19 protein-coding genes, 1 tRNA gene and 3 pseudogenes are annotated in these 20,081 nt (G+C 58.7%); 12 read left to right on the plus strand and 11 right to left on the minus strand.

Going from position 1 to position 20,081, the window contains the following annotated elements:
• Positions 1-92: 92 nt before the first annotated feature.
• Together D3879_RS12420 and D3879_RS12425 are read right to left on the minus strand one after the other, a co-directional pair.
• On the minus strand, positions 93-1,619 hold the full coding sequence (locus tag D3879_RS12420; protein ID WP_119954532.1) for a serine/threonine-protein kinase: 1,527 nt from the start codon (positions 1,617-1,619) through the stop codon (positions 93-95).
• Between the two features lie 24 nt (positions 1,620-1,643).
• Positions 1,644-2,438: a PP2C family protein-serine/threonine phosphatase gene (locus tag D3879_RS12425; RefSeq protein ID WP_119954533.1), complete on the minus strand. Its 795-nt coding sequence runs from the start codon at positions 2,436-2,438 to the stop codon at positions 1,644-1,646.
• 457 nt (positions 2,439-2,895) lie between these two features.
• Here D3879_RS12425 and D3879_RS12430 point away from each other — a divergent pair, with 457 nt between their 5' ends.
• The 3 genes from D3879_RS12430 (at position 2,896) to D3879_RS12435 (ending at position 4,601) form a co-directional block, all read left to right on the plus strand.
• Positions 2,896-3,597: a YebC/PmpR family DNA-binding transcriptional regulator gene (locus tag D3879_RS12430; protein WP_119954534.1), complete on the plus strand. Its 702-nt coding sequence runs from the start codon at positions 2,896-2,898 to the stop codon at positions 3,595-3,597.
• Between the two features lie 287 nt (positions 3,598-3,884).
• Complete coding sequence (locus D3879_RS26300) at positions 3,885-4,145, plus strand: hypothetical protein (RefSeq protein WP_147411135.1); 261 nt, start codon at positions 3,885-3,887, stop codon at positions 4,143-4,145.
• Between the two features lie 42 nt (positions 4,146-4,187).
• Positions 4,188-4,601: a DUF3010 family protein gene (locus D3879_RS12435; RefSeq protein ID WP_119954535.1), complete on the plus strand. Its 414-nt coding sequence runs from the start codon at positions 4,188-4,190 to the stop codon at positions 4,599-4,601.
• Between the two features lie 232 nt (positions 4,602-4,833).
• On the opposite strand, the gene D3879_RS12440 is transcribed toward D3879_RS12435, so the two are convergent.
• On the minus strand, positions 4,834-5,988 hold the full coding sequence (locus D3879_RS12440; protein WP_119954536.1) for an acyl-CoA dehydrogenase family protein: 1,155 nt from the start codon (positions 5,986-5,988) through the stop codon (positions 4,834-4,836).
• A 47-nt stretch (positions 5,989-6,035) separates the two neighbouring features.
• Positions 6,036-6,911: a crotonase/enoyl-CoA hydratase family protein gene (locus tag D3879_RS12445; protein WP_119954537.1), complete on the minus strand. Its 876-nt coding sequence runs from the start codon at positions 6,909-6,911 to the stop codon at positions 6,036-6,038.
• 271 nt (positions 6,912-7,182) lie between these two features.
• Here D3879_RS12445 and D3879_RS12450 point away from each other — a divergent pair, with 271 nt between their 5' ends.
• The 4 genes from D3879_RS12450 to D3879_RS12465 all read left to right on the plus strand — a co-directional run bounded on the left by D3879_RS12450 (position 7,183) and on the right by D3879_RS12465 (position 9,456).
• Positions 7,183-7,587 carry a GNAT family N-acetyltransferase gene (locus D3879_RS12450; RefSeq protein ID WP_119954538.1) on the plus strand — a complete coding sequence of 135 codons (405 nt, stop codon included), beginning with the start codon at positions 7,183-7,185 and terminating at the stop codon, positions 7,585-7,587.
• Positions 7,588-7,740: 153 nt separating this feature from the next.
• On the plus strand, positions 7,741-8,268 hold the full coding sequence (msrB, locus tag D3879_RS12455) for a peptide-methionine (R)-S-oxide reductase MsrB (protein ID WP_119954539.1): 528 nt from the start codon (positions 7,741-7,743) through the stop codon (positions 8,266-8,268).
• Positions 8,269-8,270: 2 nt separating this feature from the next.
• Positions 8,271-8,945 carry a peptide-methionine (S)-S-oxide reductase MsrA gene (gene msrA, locus D3879_RS12460; RefSeq protein WP_119954540.1) on the plus strand — a complete coding sequence of 225 codons (675 nt, stop codon included), beginning with the start codon at positions 8,271-8,273 and terminating at the stop codon, positions 8,943-8,945.
• Positions 8,946-9,075: 130 nt separating this feature from the next.
• Positions 9,076-9,456: a hypothetical protein gene (locus D3879_RS12465; protein WP_119954541.1), complete on the plus strand. Its 381-nt coding sequence runs from the start codon at positions 9,076-9,078 to the stop codon at positions 9,454-9,456.
• A 125-nt stretch (positions 9,457-9,581) separates the two neighbouring features.
• Here D3879_RS12465 and D3879_RS12470 read toward each other — a convergent pair whose 3' ends face one another.
• Together D3879_RS12470 and D3879_RS12475 are read right to left on the minus strand one after the other, a co-directional pair.
• A complete protein-coding gene (locus tag D3879_RS12470) occupies positions 9,582-9,809 on the minus strand; it encodes a hypothetical protein (RefSeq protein WP_158592080.1) in 228 nt (75 codons plus the stop codon).
• A 457-nt stretch (positions 9,810-10,266) separates the two neighbouring features.
• Positions 10,267-10,485: pseudogene (locus D3879_RS12475) on the minus strand (transposase); the annotation flags it as partial.
• A gap of 82 nt (positions 10,486-10,567) precedes the next feature.
• Here D3879_RS12475 and D3879_RS12480 point away from each other — a divergent pair.
• A complete protein-coding gene (locus D3879_RS12480) occupies positions 10,568-11,590 on the plus strand; it encodes an IS110 family RNA-guided transposase (protein WP_119954543.1) in 1,023 nt (340 codons plus the stop codon).
• 253 nt (positions 11,591-11,843) lie between these two features.
• Here D3879_RS12480 and D3879_RS12485 read toward each other — a convergent pair.
• Positions 11,844-12,340: pseudogene (locus tag D3879_RS12485) on the minus strand (IS5 family transposase); the annotation flags it as partial.
• Positions 12,341-12,405: 65 nt separating this feature from the next.
• On the opposite strand from D3879_RS12485, the pseudogene D3879_RS27035 reads away from it, so the two are divergent.
• Positions 12,406-12,537 (plus strand): annotated as a pseudogene (locus tag D3879_RS27035) (site-specific integrase); the annotation flags it as partial.
• 70 nt (positions 12,538-12,607) lie between these two features.
• Here D3879_RS27035 and D3879_RS12495 read toward each other — a convergent pair.
• Positions 12,608-12,683: transfer RNA gene (locus D3879_RS12495), tRNA-Thr, on the minus strand.
• 87 nt (positions 12,684-12,770) lie between these two features.
• Positions 12,771-13,607 carry a CvfB family protein gene (locus D3879_RS12500; protein WP_119954544.1) on the minus strand — a complete coding sequence of 279 codons (837 nt, stop codon included), beginning with the start codon at positions 13,605-13,607 and terminating at the stop codon, positions 12,771-12,773.
• A gap of 145 nt (positions 13,608-13,752) precedes the next feature.
• Here D3879_RS12500 and D3879_RS12505 point away from each other — a divergent pair, with 145 nt between their 5' ends.
• From D3879_RS12505 to D3879_RS12515, 3 genes are all read left to right on the plus strand, one after another.
• Entirely contained in the window at positions 13,753-13,974 is a 222-nt protein-coding gene (locus D3879_RS12505; RefSeq protein ID WP_119954545.1) for a VF530 family protein, read from the plus strand.
• Between the two features lie 317 nt (positions 13,975-14,291).
• On the plus strand, positions 14,292-14,480 hold the full coding sequence (locus tag D3879_RS12510) for a hypothetical protein (protein ID WP_177412398.1): 189 nt from the start codon (positions 14,292-14,294) through the stop codon (positions 14,478-14,480).
• Positions 14,481-15,246: 766 nt separating this feature from the next.
• Positions 15,247-17,463: an LTA synthase family protein gene (locus D3879_RS12515; protein WP_420800911.1), complete on the plus strand. Its 2,217-nt coding sequence runs from the start codon at positions 15,247-15,249 to the stop codon at positions 17,461-17,463.
• Positions 17,464-17,520: 57 nt separating this feature from the next.
• On the opposite strand, the gene D3879_RS12520 is transcribed toward D3879_RS12515, so the two are convergent.
• On the minus strand, positions 17,521-18,675 hold the full coding sequence (locus D3879_RS12520) for a PQQ-dependent sugar dehydrogenase (RefSeq protein WP_119954547.1): 1,155 nt from the start codon (positions 18,673-18,675) through the stop codon (positions 17,521-17,523).
• Between the two features lie 355 nt (positions 18,676-19,030).
• Complete coding sequence (locus tag D3879_RS12525; RefSeq protein WP_119954548.1) at positions 19,031-20,065, minus strand: aromatic amino acid lyase; 1,035 nt, start codon at positions 20,063-20,065, stop codon at positions 19,031-19,033.
• Positions 20,066-20,081: the final 16 nt, after the last annotated feature.

Consider the following 20,081-nt stretch of genomic DNA (forward strand, 5'->3'; position numbering starts at 1 on the left):
CCAAGCCACTTCAACCCGTGACCTTATTACTCAAACCACCTGCGCCTCGACACCGGTAGCGGTCACTGCACCGACCGCTCGGCTCTGCGCTCTCAATTATCGAAGAGCTGATTCCACAGGCGCTTGATGGCGTTCGGTTGCTTTTGCTCCTGGCTGCTCGACGAGTTCGCGGCGCGGGGGCGGGGCGCCCGGGCCTTGCGCACGCGTTGCTCATGGTCATCGTAAAGCTTGAGCAGCACTTCGTTGTCGGGCTGCGCTTCCAGGCCATACTCGATGTACTCCAGCGCCAGGGCGTACTTCCGTTTGGCATAGGCGCCTTCGCTCTGGTCGATGTAGTGTTGCGCCACGCGCTGCAGCCCGGCCAACGCCTGCTCATGCCCCGGCACCCAACCCAGCACCTGGCGATAATAGAACACCGCGCTGTTGTCCTCGGGCAGCAGCAGGCGCTCCTCGGCGATGCTCTGCTCGGCGAGTTGCAGGTAGCTGGCGATCCGCGCCTCGAGGACCCGCTGGAGGCCGGACTCGGCCTGGGCATTAGTCTCGTCGAGCAGCAGGGCCTGGCGGAAGAAGTAGTCGGCATTGTCCTGCGCCGGCTCGAGCAGCTTGCCTTCGGCCAGACGCTGTTCGCCGTGGGCGAGGAAGTCGGCGATCTTCATTTGCTGCTGGACGTAATAGCCCGCGCCGCCGGCAACGCTGACCAATAGCAGCCCCAGCAGCGCCCACAGCAGGCGCATTGAAGTGCGCCGCGTGCCAGTGGCCGCCCGCTTGCGGGGTTGATCCAGGCTGCGCGCAGGGGCAATGCGCGTGTAATCCAAATCCGCCTCGCTCAGTTCGGCCAGGCTCGCCAGCAGCACCTTGCAGTTGGCAAAGCGCTCGTCGGGGTCCTTGGCCAGCATGCGCTCCAGCAGGTTTTGGTATTGGCTCAGGTGCGCCGGCAGGCTGGGCGGCTCCATCTGCACATGGTTCATCACGGTCTGGGTGTAGCTGGAGCCGCGATAGGGGTTCGCCCCGCTGAGCATTTCCAACAGGATCACGCCCAAGCTGTAGATATCGCTACGCGCATCCAGCGGCTCACACTGCGCCTGCTCCGGGCTGCTGTAGGCCGGGCTGCCGACGGCGATGTTGAACTGGGTGAGCTCGTTGTCCAGCTCCAGCGCCTTGGCGATACCGAAATCGGTGATCACCGCCGTACCGTCGTCACGGAAAAGGATGTTCGCGGGCTTGATATCGCGATGCACCAGGCCTTTTTCATGCACCACGGCGAGACCGCTGGCGATCTGCCGGACGATAGCCAGGGCGCGCTGCGGCTCGAACACCTCGCCCTTGTGCTGGGCGAGGTCACCCCCGGCGACAAACTCCATGGCCAGGTAGTAACGGCCATCGTCCAGTTTGTCGATGTCGTGGATGGTGATGATCGAAGGGTGATGCAGGGAGGCGACGATATGCCCCTCCTTGATGAAGCGCTTGCTGAACGCCTCATCATCGGTGCTGAGCAGAACCTTCACCGCCACTTTGCGGTGCAGCGACTCCTGAGTCGCCAGATAGACCTCGGCCATCCCGCCCTTACCCAATCGGCCATGCACGCTATAGCCGGGTATTTCAAGCAACCTGTCATTCATAGGGAGTCAGTGCGCTTCGTGTGATTAGTGCTTTTTGGATTTCAACAACTTGCTGAGAAAACTGCGCGGGCGGGCTTCGACAACCGGCGTTTCCGGTACGCTGCGACCCAGCACTATGCAGGAGATGTTATCCTTGCCGCCCATCTGGTTGGCCAGCTCGATCAGCTGTGCTACCAGCTCATCGAGCGTGCCAGCTGTGGCGCAGAGCTGCTGGATCTGCTGATCGGTCAACTCACCGGTCAGCCCGTCACTGCACAGCAGGAGCAACTCATCCGGCTCCAGGGTGCCCCGCACCAGGCCAACCTCCAGCGGCTGGCCGGTCTGCCCCACGCATTGGAGGATGATATTTCGTCGCGGATCGCTGCGCGCCTCGTCTGCGCTCATCGCACCGGCATCGACCATCATCTGCACCCAGCTATGGTCCTGGGTCAACGGACTGATGCTGTCGGCGCTGACCCGATAGGCCCGGCTGTCGCCGATCCAGGCCACCGCGAAATCAGCACCGACAAACTGGACGGCAACCACTGTGGTGCCCATGCCGCGCGCGCCGGAGTCCTGCCCGGCCGCCGCGATGACGGCGGCATTCGCCGCGTGGATGGCAGCGACCAGGTCTTCGCCGCGCGCAGTCACTTCATGCAGGGTTTCGAGCGCGGTGGCACTCGCCACTTCGCCACGCTGATGACCGCCCATGCCATCGGCTATGGCCCACAGGTTCAGCTCCGGGCAACAGAGCACAGCGTCTTCGTTGTGCTCGCGAACCCGGCCTACGACAGACTGCGCGGCATATACCAGGGACTCGTTGGTGAGCGTGATTGGCATGGCTTCTTATATAACCTTTTGTACTGCCGGCTGGCATTGTAGCCCCACGGTGATCAGCACGAACCCACCGCAGAAGCTGTTGCAACAGCCCTGAATGATGCGGCCGCCGCCCGATGCTGTCATCGTTCCGCGCAGATTTTCGCGCGAAGTGTTAAGCAGTCGAGGCTTGGCTGCTCTGGCAGCAACTGAACTTGATCGTTCCCATGGAGCACCCTGACGCAGAGCGTCACTGACTGCACTCCCACGCAGTGCATGGGAACGATCAATGCGTCGTTCAGTTCCAGGCGTTGTCTTTGCTTGGCTGTGGGATTTGGGTGGTGCCAGCGAGCATGGGACGGATTAAAATCTGCTGCCTAATCCGTAGGTCTGGATTTCTGCGGTCGCCGCCCGTGTGGACAGGTGATCGCAAGCGATACGACCGACTCCCCCTCCATCCGCACAGATCAAGAGAGCAAACATGGGCGCACAGTGGAAAGCCAAACATAGAGAAGCGGCCGCGAATGCCAAGGGCCGCATTTTCGGCAAGCTGGCGAAGGAAATCATGCTCGCCGCGCGCTCAGGCGCCGACCCGGACATGAACCCGCGTTTGCGTCTGGTGGTGGAGCAAGCCAAGAAGGCCTCCATGACCCGCGAGACTCTGGAGCGCGCCATCAAGAAGGGCGCCGGCTTGCTGGGTGAGGCAGTGCACTTCGAGAAACTTACCTATGAAGGTTTTGCCCCGCATAAAGTGCCGGTGATCGTCGAGTGCCTGACAGACAACATCAACCGCACCGTCGCCGAGATCCGCGTGCTGTTCCGCAAAGGCCAATTGGGCGCCTCAGGCTCAGTATCCTGGGACTTTGACTATCTCGGAATGATCGAGGCCTCTCCTTCCTCCGCCGATGCCGACCCAGAACTGGCGGCCATCGAGGCCGGCGCCCAGGATTTTGAGCCTGCCGACAACGGCGCCACGCTGTTTCTCAGCGATGCCACCGATATGGATGCGGTATGCCGTGCGCTGCCAGCCCACGGATTCACCGTGCTGTCTGCACAGTTGGGTTACCGCCCCAAGAATCCGATGACGCTGACTGACGCCGAAATGGAAGAAGTAGAGGCGTTTCTGGACGCAATCGATGCACACGATGACGTGCAGAACGTCTATGTGGGCCTGGCTGGCTAACGGGTAACCCGTAGCAAGCGGCTTGAATAACGCCATGCTCAGCGGCGAATGACGCAACTCGTTATTCGCCGCAGCTGGGGTTAACGCCACGAGCTCTCGATACGAACACCAAGCGAGCGCACCGAGTAACTCGACAGCCAACGGCAGATCGAAGCTTTGCGGTTATTCGCCTTACCGGCTGGCTGACGAATGCGGCAACGCACGGGGCCGGCTAGGTATACTGCCGGGCTAGGCGCGCGTCAGCTCCCCCCTCCTTCATCACTTCATTTCTACAACCCGGATTTCTTATGACTTCGACTAAACATTCGCCTAATCAAACAACGGTTAGCCAAGACCAACCGAGCGAAGTGGAAACGGTTGCTTCAGCGCCGGTGGATGGTGAGAAGTCAGAGGGTATTCCAGCCTTTTCTTTCCCGTTTTCGCCTGCGGAATTCGCTAATGCGAAAAGCAAAGATCAGCCCTGGTATCAGAAATCCAATAAGTCCAATCACCATCAAACACCCGGCCGCGCCCCGAATGGCACACGCCGCTCTATGGGCAAGCGCTAACCACGGCGATTCAGCCACCGAACACCAGGAAGTGGAGCCGCAATGATAGTCACCGGGATGCTGTTAAAAGCCAACGAAGCTCGCATCGTGACGCTCGATGGCAGCAGAGCAACGCACTCGCTCATCGCTGAAAAATTCAACAAATTGCAGCTCCCGAAGAATCCCACCCAGGAGGATGTTGCGGCCTTCTCGCAAGCTTTCAGCGCTCACTGCCTGGCCAACAAAGTCGACAAGCTGGTTATCAATCGCCGCGCCACTGCCGGCCAGGGCGCGGGCGGCGCAGGCACCTTTCTGCTTGAGGGGGTGCTATTGGCAACGTCCCCGGCTGAGGTTTCGTTCGCGCACCCGCAAACGCTGAAAGCCACCGACCGGCGTGCCGGCGACAGCAAGCAGCAAAAGCCCACGACCGTCGACCTCGGCAAGGCTTATGACATTGCCTATGAGGGCCTGGAATAGCTTTTCCGCCCGTGAGCGACAGCGCAGCCCTCTCGCGAGGAGCGCTGTGCAAGAAAGCCCGGCGCCTACACCCGCTCCACCACATCGCCACGCTGCGCTTGCGATGCCCCCGGCCTGCTCCCGATCCAGCCTCTGAACGCGCGATGGAACAACACACTCGAATCGAAGCCCAGGCCTTCCGTGCCCCCTTGGCACGCAAAGCCCTCACCCATGCCCATCAGCGAGCAACTGGCTAACGCCCAACGAGACTGCGGGCAATGACCTCTTGCATGATTTCCGAAGTCCCGCCATAGATCGTCTGTATCCGCGCATCGCGATAGAAGCGCGAGATCGGGTATTCATCCGTGTAGCCGTAACCACCGAACAGCTGCAGGCACTCGTTAATTACCCGCAGCTGCATTTCCGTAGCGGCAAACTTCAACATGGCGGCATCGGTCACGCTCATTTCGTCGACGACGAATTTCGCCATGCATTTCTCCAGCAATGCGCGACACAGCTCCAGCTCGGTTTTTGCCTGAGCTAATTTGAACCGGGTGTTCTGGAATTGGCTGATTGGCTGACCAAAGGCTTTGCGCTCGGTGACGTAGGCGACCGCCAGGTCCAATGCACCCTGAGCGTGACCAATGGCTTGCACCGCGACACCCAAACGCTCACGCGGCAGTTCTTGCATCAGGTAGGCAAAGCCGCGCCCTTCCGCGCCCAACAAGGCATTGGCCGGCACTCGCAGATTGTCGAAGAACAGCTCAGCCGTATCACTGCAGTGCTGGCCCATTTTTTCGATCTTTTTGCCGCGGGCGAAGCCCGGTAAAGAGGCATCCACCAGAAACAGGGAAATGCCTTTGGCGCCGGCGCTGCTATCGGTTTTGGCGCAGACCACCACCATGTCAGCATGGATGCCATTGGTGATGAAGGTTTTCGAGCCATTGATGATGTAACTATCGCCATCGCGCACGGCACTGGTGCGCATGCCGGCCAAGTCACTACCGGCACCCGGCTCGGTCATGGCAATCGCGGTGACCACCTCGCCGGTGACCATGCGCGGCATCCACTGCTCTTTCTGCTCGGGCGTGCCGATGTTGTTGAGGTACAGCGCCACGATGTTCGAATGGATGTTGTAACCGCTGGCCAACCCATGAAAGTTCAGACGGCACAGCTCTTCCTGGATCATTTGGCAGACATCGAAGCCGGCCCCGGCAGCGCCATATTGCTCCGGCATATCCACCAGCAACAGGCCCGCCGCGCCCATTTTGCGCCAGAGCTCCCGCGGAACAATATGGGCACGCTCCCACTCGTCGTAATAGGGGGTAATTTCCTGCGCAAAAAAGCGCAAGGTCATTTCCCGAAACAGCGTCACCTCTTCCTGGGTGCTAGTAGTGACTGCAGTCATGGCAACTCTCTTATAGGTATAAAGGCTCTAGACGCGGATTGACTCGGTTATTCCCACCAGGGATAGAACGCTGGCATATCGCTAGAGGCTTTCTCTGTATACCTGGCAGGGCGTTTCTCAAGAAATGACTGCACGCCCTCTTTGCCACTGCTCAGGCTCGTGTAAAACATCGCCAGGGAATCCACCTTGTGCGCTTCAAGCGGGTGCACTTGGGCTGAGTTGCGGTACATCATCTGGCGGGTCAGCGCGATCGCCACCGGGCTGTGCTGGGCAATCCGCCGAGCAATCTTGTAAGCCTCTTCGAGCAGTTGCTCGGCGGGCACTACGGTTTTGACAAAACGCCCCTGCAGCGCTTCCTGCGCGCTGAGAATATCGCCGCTGTAGGCCCACTCCAACGCCTGGGAGACACCGACAATGCGCGGCAAAAACCAACTGGAGCAGGCCTCCGGCACGATGCCGATCTTGTTGAAGACAAAGCCGACCCGGGCCTTTTCCGAGGCCAGCCGAATATCCATGGCGCAGGTCATGGTGGCGCCAATCCCGACGGCCGCACCGTTGATGGCGGCGATCACCGGCTTCTTGCAGTCATAAATCGCCAAGGTGACCCGGCCACCGGTATCGCGCACGCCGTCGATGATTTCCGGCTCATCCAGGCGCAGCTGCATATCCGCCAGGGTTGGAGTCAGCTGCTCGTTGAGACCGAACACATTGCCAGCCTCCGACAAGTCCATCCCGGCACAAAAGGCCCGACCAGCACCGGTCACCACAATCGCCCGCACTTCGTCATCTTCGCTGGCACGGGTAAACGCCTCTATCAGCTCATTAGCCATCTGCACGGTGAAGGCATTCAGTTGTTCTGGGCGATTGAGCGTAAGGGTCAGAATCTGGTCGCTTACCTGATAACTGATGGTGCTGTAGGGCATGTTCGCTCCGTCATCTCATGGGCTATTCGGCAGTAACCTGGCCATTTCATGCGCTGAATGCAGCACGCGGCCGGGCATATCGGAGCCGTATCATGCCTTCATGCCAAAGCCCTAGGGGGCGCCATCAATAGGGTATTTACGCCAAGGGCTGGGTCAGAACGCAGCACCGTGCAACCAGCCTTCGCAGACAGCCCCCCGCGAGCCGAGCGCGAAAGCAGACGCAGTGATTTAATTGTGCCGCGCGCACAGGCCCCATGAGTTCCCCTTCGCTATGACCGACATCCAGTACGGCCCTCTCCCCCAGGTCATGCGGCCTCTGCTCAACAAGTTCTACCGGGCCCACCACGCCCCTATGCGTGCAGGAAGCGCGGAACAACTCTGGGTAGCCAAGAACAACGACATTCTCGCCGCCCTCTGCCTTAAGCCGATTGCCCAAGGTCATTGGCTGACCGGTCTGTTTGTCGCGCCGACCGAGCGGCGGCAGCACATCGCCAGCACGTTGATCGGCCATGCAGTCGCACAAATCTCCGGGCCCATCTGGCTGTTTTGTCATCCCGAGCTGGTGGCCTTCTATCAGCGCCTGGGTTTCCAGCCGTGCTCGGTATTGCCCGAACCGCTTGCCGATCGGCTGACACGCTATAGCCAAACCAAATCCTTGGTGGCTTTAGCCCGATAGAAGGCACTCGCGATACAGGCGCAACACGCCGGGCCTCGCTACGCCCCTCACACGCCGCCGTTGGTCGTATGGCCTATCAGTGATGCCAACCGTGCCTGTAACGCCGCAGTTTTTCGGCAGTCTACTTTTTGCACCCTCCTGCGGGAGTTACCCATGAACCGACGCACCTTGCTCCAGGGCTTTGCCCTCCTCTCCACGCTGCCACTGTCCGGCGTCTATCTACGCACCAGAACGGCCGCTGCCCAAGCCAATGTCGAAGCCAACGTGATACCACTCGACAAACCTCACAGCGCCTGGCGCGAGCTGGTACCACCGGCCGCTTACGCGGTGCTGTTCGAAGAGGACACCGAGCCGGCAGGCAGCAGCCCGCTGAATGATGAACACCGCGACGGCTCCTACATCTGCGCCGCCTGTTATTTGCCGCTGTTCGACAGTCAGCACAAGTTCGACAGTGGCACCGGCTGGCCCAGCTTCACTCAGGACATTCCCGGCCACACGGCCTTCAGTCGTGACTTCAAGCTGTTCTATCCACGCACCGAATACCACTGTGCGCGCTGCGGCGGACATCAGGGCCATATGTTCGACGATGGCCCCCCTCCGCGTGGCGAGCGCTGGTGTAATAACGGCGTGGCGCTGCGCTTTATCCCGAGGAGCGAACCACTACCGGCACTGCGGAGCTAAGCATGAACAGGCAAACTTCACAGCCAGCGCGCTGGCTAAGGCGCAACGCCGCACTGACCCGCACGCTGCTGCTAGCAACGCTGCTGGCGGCCTCCGGGCAAGCCTCAGCGCAAACCGCCGCCACCGACAACAGCGCCACGGCAGCCAGCGCTGAAGGGGTGGCGGTCTTCGCCGGCGGTTGCTTCTGGTGCACCGAATCGGATTTCGACAAGGTGCCAGGAGTGCTGTCGACGACCTCCGGCTACATCGGCGGAACGCTCGCTGATCCGACCTATGAGCAGGTGTCGTCCGGCACCACCGGCCACCTGGAGGCGGTGCAGGTACGCTTTGATCCGGGCAAAACCAGCTACGCCAAGCTGCTGGAGGCATACTGGCCGAGCATCGACCCGATAACGCCCAACCAGCAATTCTGTGACCATGGTTCGCAGTACCGCAGCGCGATCTTCTATAACAGCCCGCAACAGCAGCAATTGGTCGAAGCGTCCAAGGCGGCGCTGGTGGCCTCGGGGCGTTTTTCGCAGCCGATCGTGACCGAGATACTGCCGGCCACCACTTTCTATCCCGCCGAGGAATACCACCAGGATTACTACATCAAGAATCCTATTCGCTATAACTTCTACCGCAGCCGTTGTGGGCGCGACGACCGGCTTGCAGAGCTATGGGACAAAAAAGCCTGAGCGCACCTTGATCCCCGAACCCGGGCACACGCTCGCAAGCACTAGCTGGCTGTTACACTGGCCAGCTAAGGCGCCGCGCCACTAGCCGGCCAAAGCTCTAGCCCCATATTGTCAGCGTGTTAGGAATGCTATGAAAATCGACAAAAAGGCAGCCATCGCTCGCCGCAACCAGCAACTCGGCTCAGCGGTGCTTGGCGTCAACAACACGCATTTCGCGACGATCAATCTAAATAAAAAAATCTGGTGGTTCGACATCCCGGTCAGCCGCCTGAAAATTGGGCAATACGAGTGGGTACACTTACTGCTGCACAACCACGTCACCGATGAGCTGCATCATCTGCGCGTACCGACGCTGTATTTCCGCACCCATGAAGATGGCTTGGTCACACGCAATAAAGGCGAACGTAAAGCCACCCTCAGCCTGGAGCTTTCCGCCGACAAGGACTCGCTGTTCCAAGACGTCCGGCCAAGCGGTACTGGCGTGCGCTTTGCGCAGTTCGTGCAGCAGTAATGAGGGGCAATGACTTGGCTTGGCATAGCAAGAAGGCAGCCGCAAAGGACTGCCTTTTCAATATGCGATGATGCCGTTGAGAGGAATTTAACCCCCGACCTACTGATTACGAAGCAGCTTGTCCGCTAGTCGTCCAACCCTCCACTGCCGCCACCAGTCAGAGAATGCTCGTAGTGCTCTTTGAAAGTCTCCGCAGCCACAATCGCAGCGCTTTGGACCTCCCAGTAGTCAACCCTCACATCCTCGTCGCTCAAGTCTGGTCCAGAACTGAGGAAATCCCCAACTGCATTGAACGCTTTGGCAGCCTCGCGCGCGAGCCTGTCGGCTTTCTGCCAGTAGTTTTCACCCGCCATACTCTGATCCTCCAGGAATAGAACCAAGAGAGTTAGGCACAGCATCATGCGGTGCGCCACCCTATCCGGCCAGCATCCTTGCCCGATGCGCAGGCCGAGTGGGCGGTGAAAGCGCAGTAAATCACGGACCCGTCAGTCAGGTCGAAAGGAGCGCGGCTTACTCAATATTAGCTTTCATCAAGCCGAAACTTGATATCCAAAGGACCGCCAGGTGATCGACTGCTCGACACCTCAACGTGTCTGGCCCCGCAATGCGGGCAAATCAAAACCAGCTTTCCTACTTTCGGATCGTCATGCGTTTCGGGCTTGAAGGCTTTCCCGCAGTTAGCTGCTTGGCAAGTGAACATGGCAGGCACCCTTGGTGCTGTGACTGTCACTCCAGCATAGAACCATCGGGCCCACCCTACCCGGTCAGCATCGCTGCCGAGTAGACACTGCTATGCCCTATGCCTCTTTATGAAATAGACCAGATCACCTGCCGACCTTCATGTTCGGGCCGCTTTTGCGCACCGGTGTAGCCCGCATCGCCGCACACATGAGTTTCCTTGCCATGCAGCAACTGATCGACCTGGGTGACGTCCGCGACATTGGCCGCCGTGCCGACGACGCTGTGCACCAGCCCCGAATTGGCATCGACACCAATGTGCGCCTTCATGCCGAAATAGTATTGATTGCCCTAATGAGATGGTCAGCCCGGCCGAGAAACCCGGCGAGTCTAGACTTACCGGGTTTCTCTCTTTTGCAAAGGAGGATCTCTCATGGCTACCGTGGCACTTCTGGGTATCGACATCGGCAAACACACATTCCATCTGCACGGCCAGGATCGAAAAGGGCATCAGGTGCTGCGCAAGAAGTTTTCTCGCAGCCAACTGCTGCAACACCTGGCTCAGCTACCGGCCTGCACTGTGGCGATGGAATCCTGTGGTGGCTCCCATTGGTTGGCTCGAAAAATCACGGCCCTGGGCCATCGCGTGAAGTTGATCGCGCCGCAGCATGTGAAGCCCTTTGTCACCGGCAACAAGAACGACTACATCGATGCTGAGGCAATCTGCGAGACTGCGTCTCGTCCGAAAACCCGCTATGTGGCAATGAAGACCGTCGAGCAGCAGATCCTTTCGACCCAGCATCGGATGCGCACTTCACTGGTGAGCCATCGCACAGCGACGATCAACCAGATCCATGGCTTTCTGCTGGAGTTCGGCATCTGCTTGCCCGTGGGATATGCCGCTCTAGAGCGTGTTCCGGCCTTGCTCGACAACCCGGAGCACGACCTGCCGCTTCGCTTCAAGATACTCATTCAGCGCTTGCTGGAAGACATCCAGCACCTGAAGGACGAAATCAAGACCATCGACGCCGAGATCAAGAAACAATTGAACGCCGATGATGCCGGCAATCGCCTGCTGAGCATCCCCGGCATCGGCCCCATCACTGCTAGCGCACTGGTGGCCGACGTCGGTGACGCTTCGAATTTCCGATCTGCGCGCGACTTTGCCGCCTCACTAGGTCTGGTGCCTCGGCAACATTCAACGGGCGGCAAGACCGTACTGCTCAATATCAGCAAGCGCGGCGACAAGCACCTACGACGACTGTTGGTGCAGGGCGCTCGCGCCATCCTGATACGTATCGATAAGCGCGAAGATCTCCTCGGGGTCTGGGCCAGAGAATTGCTGACCCGCAAACACCCCAATAAGGTGGCCTGTGCCTTGGCCAACAAGCTGGCAAGGATCGTCTGGGCAGTTCTGGCCCGGGGCGGTACTTACAACCCGCATCCCAGCGTTTGAGCAATAGGAATGACCATCTGCTTTTGCGATGTCAGTGACTGATGACAGTAAACGGCACACATCCCGACTGAAAACCTGAAGACCAAGATAGCTTTCGAGGCTGATGCCCTTTTCAAGGACAGTCGGGAGCGACTTCTCATCAAGGGCCGAGCGCGCTAATGAACCGCGTTCAACAGGAGCCCGGATACATTAGCGCAAGCATGCTTTACCGTTCTCGAAACTGAGGTTGCGAAAGGTGGGCTGACCATACATTCTTGGTCTGGTGCATTTCCGGGTCGCGCTTGCCGTCTTTGTTCTTCGTCGAACTGGGCGCATGGATGATCGTGGCATCGACGATAGTGCCCTGACGCAACATCAGCCCGCGGTCGCCCAAGTAGCCATTGATGACGCCCAGAATCCCGGCGGCCAGGTCGTGTTTCTCCAGCAGGCGGCGGAAGTTGAGGATGGTGGTTTCATCCGGAATGCAATCCAGATCAAGTCCGGCAAACTGGCGCAGAATTGTGGTCTCGTACAGCGACTCTTCCATCGCCGGATCGCTGTAGCCGAACCAGTTTTGCATCAGATGCACACGCAAGATGGCCATCAACGGATACGCCGGACGACCGCCTTCACCCTTCGGATAATGGGGCTCAATCAACGCTATCAAGCCTTTCCACGGCACCACCTGATCCATCTCGATCAGGAAGCGCTCACGGCGGGTTTGCTTGCGCTTGCCGTCGTACTCGGCATCGCGAAGGAGATCTGCTTCATCGGGCAACTCGGATAACTGGACGGGCGTATTTCACCAGAATCGGGAAGTCTTTTTCAGAGTTTCCCTAAAGCGCCGCGGCGTTACGGACACACCAGGAACTCGTGCCGAGAAGCAGGACGCATCTGGGCACCGCAGCGAAGCCATGCTTGATGTATACGATCTAAGTTTGCCGCTGGTTGGGCCGTCAGCGGGCTAAAAATGTACGTCTAATTGTACGCACTGGCAAAACCGAGGGGTCTTACTACTCCGGAGACCCCTGATTCAACTGGTGCCGTTGAGAGGAATTGAACCCCCGACCTACTGATTACGAATCAGTTGCTCTACCAACTGAGCTACAACGGCTTATAAAGCGAGTAACACGGACAACTCAACAATAGCGCAAAACGTTATTCCTACTCAGCAAAAGCTGGCGTACACCTCTGGCTTGTGTCAGCTCAGCTCAATCCGATCCGCATGAATCACAATCTGGCCTTGCTTGTACAAGGCGCCAATCGCCTTCTTGAAATTGCCTTTACTGACGCCAAACAGGCTGGTGATGATGTCCGGTGGGCTTTTGTCGCTGACCTGCAGCACACCATCGTGCTCACGCAGTTTTGCCAAGATCTTCTCGTGCAGGGCGTTGGCGGCTTCCTTGCCCACAGGCTGCAGGCTCAGGCTTATTTTGCCGTCTGGACGGACTTCTTTGATGAAGCCTTTTTCCTGTTTGCCGGCACGTAAGAACTTGAAGACTTCGTTCTTATGGATCAAGCCCCAGTGCTGATTGTTGATAATGGCTTTAAAGCCCATATCCGTCGACTCAGCCACCAACAGGTCGACCGCCTGCCCGGTTTTGTAATTAGCCGGGACATTATCTAAATGCCGATCCAGGCGTGCGGTCGCAGTAATCCGGCGGGTATGTTTATCCAGATACACATAAACCACACAGTATTCGCCCGTCTGCACTTGGCGCTTTTCTTCTGAATAAGGCAGCAACAAATCTTTCGGCAAGCCCCAATCCAGAAAAATACCGATACTGTTAATTTCCACAACTTTCAAGCTGGCAAACTCGCCAACCTGCACTTTGGGCTTCTCGGTGGTAGCAATCAACTTGTCATCGCTATCCAGATAAATAAATACATTTAACCAGTCGTCAACTTCGCTCGGCGTATCTTTGGGCACATAACGGTTGGGTAGCAATATCTCGCCATCCGCCCCGCCGTCCAAATAAAGCCCAAAGCTGGTGTGTTTAACCACCTGCAGACTGTTAAAACGCCCGACTAATGCCATTCTCAATACCCTCATTGCGTGACCGGCATTCTACCCGAGTTTCACCCCGTCGGCGGTGCAGCACAGCATGACGAGATCGCCATGATCGCCGATAATTGCCCCGTCCACCGCTGGCAGTCCAGACCATCCCGAGCACAGGCAACGCATGAACACCGAGCAGAACAAGAACCCGCTTCACGGTATTACCCTGGAAGGCATCGTCAACGCACTGGTCGAGCACTACGGCTGGGAGCAGCTGGGCCAACTGATCGAGATTCGCTGTTTTCAGAGCGACCCGAGCGTGAAATCCAGCCTGAAGTTTCTGCGAAAAACCCCGTGGGCTCGGGAGAAAGTTGAAGCCCTGTATGTGAAACTGAAGCAGTGCTGATAGCTCACACGCCACGCCAAGACGGCCTTTTACGACCTCTACCGGCGCGTGATCCCACCTTCGCTGGGGGACCACGGCAATGCCCCCAGCCGAGCTGAGCGTGCGCCGAGGACGCCTGTGCCTTCTTGAGTGCACGCGTTTTTCCAGCAATGACTTGATGAAAAACAAGCAGTTACCTAGCGTCTAGGCGATATGGTGCAAGATCGTGTTTCGCTTAAATATCGCAGCCACACCCAGCTTTTATGCCATTTATTTAGCAAGCAATTACTCAGTTTTTTGTGTACAATAGCCGGTCATATTAATTTTTAAATAGGTTAATGGCCGCCATGCGCGTTAAAGCATCCGAAATGAAGAAGAAAGCACCACCCGCTGTTGAAACCCACAGTTCGATTGACGAGCAGGTTGCTGCTTTTCTGAAGTCCGGCGGTGAAATCCAGGAAATCCCAAAGGGTGTTAGCGGCCAAGTATTTGGCACCTCGAAGCAAATCACTCTTGGCAAGAAATAGTAACTTCTGCGAAACGCCCGTACTCCTCTTCTATGCGCTTTGATCTCCAGCAGACAAAGCGCTCGGGCAAAAATGCCCCTCTCCCCTCTCCGCAATACCCGCATTCAATATCTTCTGGCCTGCCTGGCTTAAATAAATTCAATTCAGCAATTACCCAGCTACTATTAATTCAGTTTTGATCTTGTTCAGCCCTCTCGCTAACGCGGTTTGGCAGCAGCAACGACCAAAGACTATTCTTTAGGTGCAATGCACAGCACATCAACCTCGTTGATGAAGAGAGGACAGCCATGAGCAAAGGTCTGGATGCAAAAAAAACGGCGAAGAAGAAGCCCGCTAAAACACTCGACGAAAAGCGCGCGATGAAGAAGGCCAAGAAGGCTGGCGGTGGTGTTTTCACCCAATAATCATCCGCTTTCCGCGATGCTCCCCTGCCAAGCAGGGGAGAAAGCTACGGAGCTTTCACCCGCAAAAATCGCTGCTTGATCAACCCATCGGCCGCGCTGCGAGGTAGCGGCACGGCCTTGGGGCAGCGAGGCCAAAGCAGCGCCCTCACAGTTGGTGCAGGGCATCACGGCTAGTGACCCGCAGCAATTCCTCCCAGCCAAATCGCTGCATAAACACTCTTTCTCACACTTAAATCCCCCTCGTTTGGCCTAAACTTACTGGCGACTAGCAAACTGTTGTTTCAAAATCATGTCCAATAAAACATCTAGCTCGTCTGGACAAATTTTTTGCGGATTCTCGCTGCCTGATCTCAGGAGTTCCTGTGCACCCTTTCAGCCGCTGGCTGCAGCACCCCGCTAGTTCTTTGATGGCTCTCGGCTTTCTGTTCCTGCTCGTACCCCTGGCCAGCCGGTATTGGCTCGGTTGGTCGAATGGTTTTGGCTACTTCTCTGACCTGGGTATCGGCTGCTTGCTGATCCTGCTGCTGCACAACCGCTCACTGCTGCTGGCTCTACCGCTGATGCTGATCTGGAGCATATTCACCCTGGGCTCGGCGGAACTGGTCGGCGCAGTCGGGCGCATGCCAGAACTCAGTGACCTGAAATACCTGACCGACCCGCAATTCGTCAGCCACTCCACCCAAGGTGGCGGCCTCACCTATCCACTGCTCGGGCTGGCCCTGGCTGGAGGCATACTGGCTAATCTGCTGTTGAGCGGCCGCAAGCCGTCGGGTCACGTGCTGGCGATCCCACGCTACTGGTATGCCCTGCCAGTAGTATTTCTCGCTGCCCATGCGGCGAGCCAATACACGAATCCCAACGAAGCGGATCAATGGAAGCAGTTCAATCTGCCGCATAAGTTGCTGGCGGAAACCTTCAATGCTGGCCAGCTACGCGTAGAAGATTGGCTGGACGGTGACACTCCCGACCCCCAGCCAGACATCGCCGGCCTGACCCAACTGGACTTGAACGGCAGCAAGTTATTCGCCGGTAAAGGCAAAGCGCGAAATGTGCTGATCATTACCCTGGAAGGCATTCCCGGCGCGTACATCGCGACCAACCGCGCCGCCATCAACAGCAGTTACCACGAGGCGCTGATGCCCAAGCTCAGTCAATGGGCCGAGCGCGCCATGAGCACTCCGGATTATGTGCTGCACAGCCACCAGACCATTCGCGGCCTCTACGCCATGCTGTGCGGTGATTACGAGAAGCTCGTCAGTGGCTCTCCGAAAGGCGTTGAGCTACTGAATAACCATGCGCGCAATCAACAGTGCCTGCCGGCACAACTGCATGAACAGGGCTTTCGCACGCACTTCCTGCAAGGTGCCGGCCTGCGCTTCATGGCCAAAGACAAAATCATGCCGCACATGGGTTTCGACAAAACCCTCGGCCGCGGCTGGTTCAAGAACAAGCCTTACCTGGAGTTCCCCTGGGGTATGGATGACAAGTCCTTCTTTGAAGGCGCCCTGAAGTACGTGAAACAACTGCGCCAGCAGAAAAAACCCTGGATGCTGACCCTGCTGACTGTCGGCACCCATCAGCCTTATTCCGCCCCCCAGGAATACCTGGATCGTTACCCCAGCGCCAAGCAAGCGGCCATTGGTTATCTGGATGATGCGGTGGCGAGCTTTTTAACCGGGCTGGAACAGCAGGGAGTCCTGAAGGACACCCTGGTGATCGTTACCTCGGATGAGTCGCATGGGATCGAGGATGTGCGCCTGGCCTCGACCTGGGGCTTCAATCTTGTACTCGCACCGGAACAGGACAAGCTACCGATACTCAAACGCGGGGTTTATGGGCATGTCGACCTGACCACCTCGGTGCTCGATTACTTCGACTTGCCGGTACCCTCGAACCTCTCCGGCCGTTCAATGTTTCGCGACTACCAAAGCGGGCGCGAAATCATGTCTTACACCAACGGCGTGCTACGCCAGCATGACGGCAAGGGCACCTTTACCGAGTGCAACTTCCAGCAGATCTGTCGGCGTTATGCCAGCGAGGGATTTATTGCCGATAAAGTGCGTTACCTCGGGCGTTTCAGTGGCAAACAGGCCCGTTTGATGGTGCAGCGTGCGGCACTGCTGGATCAATCACTGACGAGCGGGCAGATCGGCCAGCAATACCAGTTCGCCAACCGTGAGCGGATCAAGCTGCAAGAGACCATGGGCAACGACTGGGCCGACAATCTGATCGGCGCGCAATACCTGGAACTGCCGAAGGGCACCCACACCAGGGTCAGCCTGAAGATTCGCGCCGTGCGGATGGACAAGCAAGGCGCCAAACTCCTGCTCAAAACCAAAGAGTTCGATCGGGATGTGGTCGGGCTGATCCCGGAGTTGCCGCTGCTCAAGCCCGGTAAAACACTGAAAGTGAGCTTTGGCTTCGACAACCTCGACACCCGCAAGGCGTTCTCCTTCCACCTACTGGGGCAAGGCCGTGGCGCAATCGAGATTACCGACTTCAGCGTCGTCACCGAGCCACTGATAAAACCCTATCTGCTGGACATCAAGCAGGCCGAAGAAAGCGCTCTAGCTCAATAAGCCCCCTCTGGCGGCAGCCGACTTGGCGTCAAGCCGGGCCAGGCCGCCATGGCGCCTTCACTTTGGCTGCAAGCCTAACCGCAGCAGTTGCCCATCCGCTTCATCGGTCAGCACATACAGATAGCCATCCGGGCCTTGCCTGACGTCGCGGATGCGCGCGTCCAGCTCCTCAAGCAGGCGTTCCTCATGGACGATCCGGTCGCCCTCCAACTCCAGCCGAATCAGCGCCTGCTCGACCAGCGCGCCAATAAACAGACTGTGCTGCCAGTCGGGAAACCGCTCGGCAGCGTAGAACGCCATGCCGCTGATCGCGGGCGATTTCTCCCAGACATAGTGCGGCGGCTCGGTACCTGCGACGGTTTTGCCTTTTGCCTCAGGTATCGGCAGCAGCGAGTAATCGATGCCATGGGTCGCCAGTGGCCAGCCATAGTTCTTGCCGGCCTGCGCGATATTGATTTCATCACCGCCACGCGGGCCGTGCTCGTGGGTCCACAGTTTGCCGGTCCAGGGGTTGAGCGCGGCGCCTTGCGGGTTGCGATGACCGTAAGACCAGATCTCCGGGCGCACGCCCGACTGGCCCACAAAGGGGTTGTCGGCCGGCACGCTACCGTCCGGATAGACTCGCACGACTTTGCCCTGGAGCTTGCCAAGATCCTGGGCGGTCGGACGCTGGTAGTGTTCGCCGAGGGTGATGAACAGATGCCCGTCACGGTCGAAAACCAGACGCGAGCCAAAATGATTGCCAGTAGACAGCTTGGGCTCCTGCCGGAAGATCACGCTGAACCCTTCCAGCCTTGCCCGATCAACGGAGAGCCTGCCGCGCCCGACAGCAGTACCGGCACGGCCATCCGCACCACCGCCTTCGGCATACGCCAGATAGACCCAACGGTCGTTGGCAAACGCTGGGGAAAGCGCCACATCGAGCAGCCCGCCCTGCCCTTGGGCATACACCGCTGGCAGGCCCATGAGAGGTGCGGACAGAGCTCCATCCGCACCGACAATCCGCAAACGCCCCGGCCGCTCAGTCACCAGCAGCCCCTGCTCGCCCGGCAGGAAGGCCAGGCTCCAGGGGTGCTCCAGCCCAGCGGCCACTAGCGCGACGCTGAGCAGGCCGCGCTCACTGGCGTACTCCCGGGCTGGGTCCGAGCTAGCCACCGGCGCCACTAATAACGTCGCCAGGGCTAAGCCGGTTAAGAATGCCTGTCGCACCATTGATCCCTCCTGCACGGGGCTGGCCACTCGATCAATTAATAGCTCAACAACGCCCGATCGCTTACAACAATGCGAGCATTTCCTTGAGTATCAGCGCGCAGGCGCCTTGGTGCTTGATATAGCGAAGGCCACTACTGGCCGCCCACTAGTTTTTGCCTTGTCGATGAGAGGGAGAGAGTTCCGCTGGGCACACCGGACAACCGCAGAATGTCCGGTGCGCAGTCGAGCCGATCATAACCAGACGCGAGGCGGGATCGTCAGGTGAGAGGCGTCCTTGTCGACGCCCCTCCAGTAGCACGGCACCAGCGACCAATCCCAGCCGCTATTCAGCCAGTAGCCTGGCTGGATTTACCCATTACAGGCTCGGCAGAACCTTTTCCGGCAACAAAAGATTCAAGCTACGCTCGGCCAGCAACTGGCTGGCCGCCTCGATATCCGGGGCGAAGAAACGGTCCTGCTGGTAGTGGGACACCTGCTCGCGCAGTGCCTGCCGCGCCTGCTCCAGCTTCGGCGAGGTCTTGCGGCCTTCGCGGAAGTCCAGGCCCTGGCAAGCCGCCAACCATTCGATGGCGATAATCCCCCGCACGTTGTCGGCCATCTCCCACAGGCGTTTGCCGGCAGCCGGCGCCATCGACACGTGGTCTTCCTGGTTGGCCGAGGTCGGCAGGCTGTCGACGCTGTGCGGATGCGCCAGCGCCTTGTTCTCGCTGGCCAGTGCGGCGGCGGTGACCTGGGCGATCATGAAGCCGGAGTTGACCCCGCCATTGGCCACCAAGAACGGCGGCAGTTGCGACATGTGCTTGTCCATCATCAGCGAGATCCGCCGCTCGCTCAGCGAGCCGATCTCGGCGATGGCCAGCGCCAGGTTGTCGGCGGCCATGGCCACCGGCTCGGCGTGGAAGTTGCCGCCGGAGATCACATCGCCCTCGGCGGCGAACACCAGCGGGTTGTCCGACACCGCATTGGCCTCGACGCTCAAGACTTCGGCGGCCTGACGGATCTGCGTCAGGCAGGCGCCCATCACCTGCGGCTGGCAGCGCAGGGAATAGGGATCCTGCACCTTGTCGCAGTTCTCGTGGGAGCGGGAGATCTCGCTGCTCGGCGTGAGCAGATCGCGATAGGCCTCTTCGTCATCCTCGTCCTCACTCGCACCGGTACTGTAGCGACGCACCACCGGCTCACCCGAGTCGGTTAGCCACCAGGCCTTTTTCGCCACGTCGGCCTCCAGACAACCGCCGCTGATGGCGCCGACCGTCTTGCCATACAGCGGAATGAACATCCGCGCGCCAGGCCGGCGATACGCCGAACCCTCGACCTTGACCACCGTAGCCAGTACCGCTTCGTCGCCCTTTTGCTCGGCAGCCGTGATCGCCTCCAGCAAAGAACTCATACCTGAGATAGCACGC

This window comes from Pseudomonas cavernicola, from assembly GCF_003596405.1.
Classification (GTDB): Bacteria; Pseudomonadota; Gammaproteobacteria; order Pseudomonadales; family Pseudomonadaceae; genus Aquipseudomonas; species Aquipseudomonas cavernicola.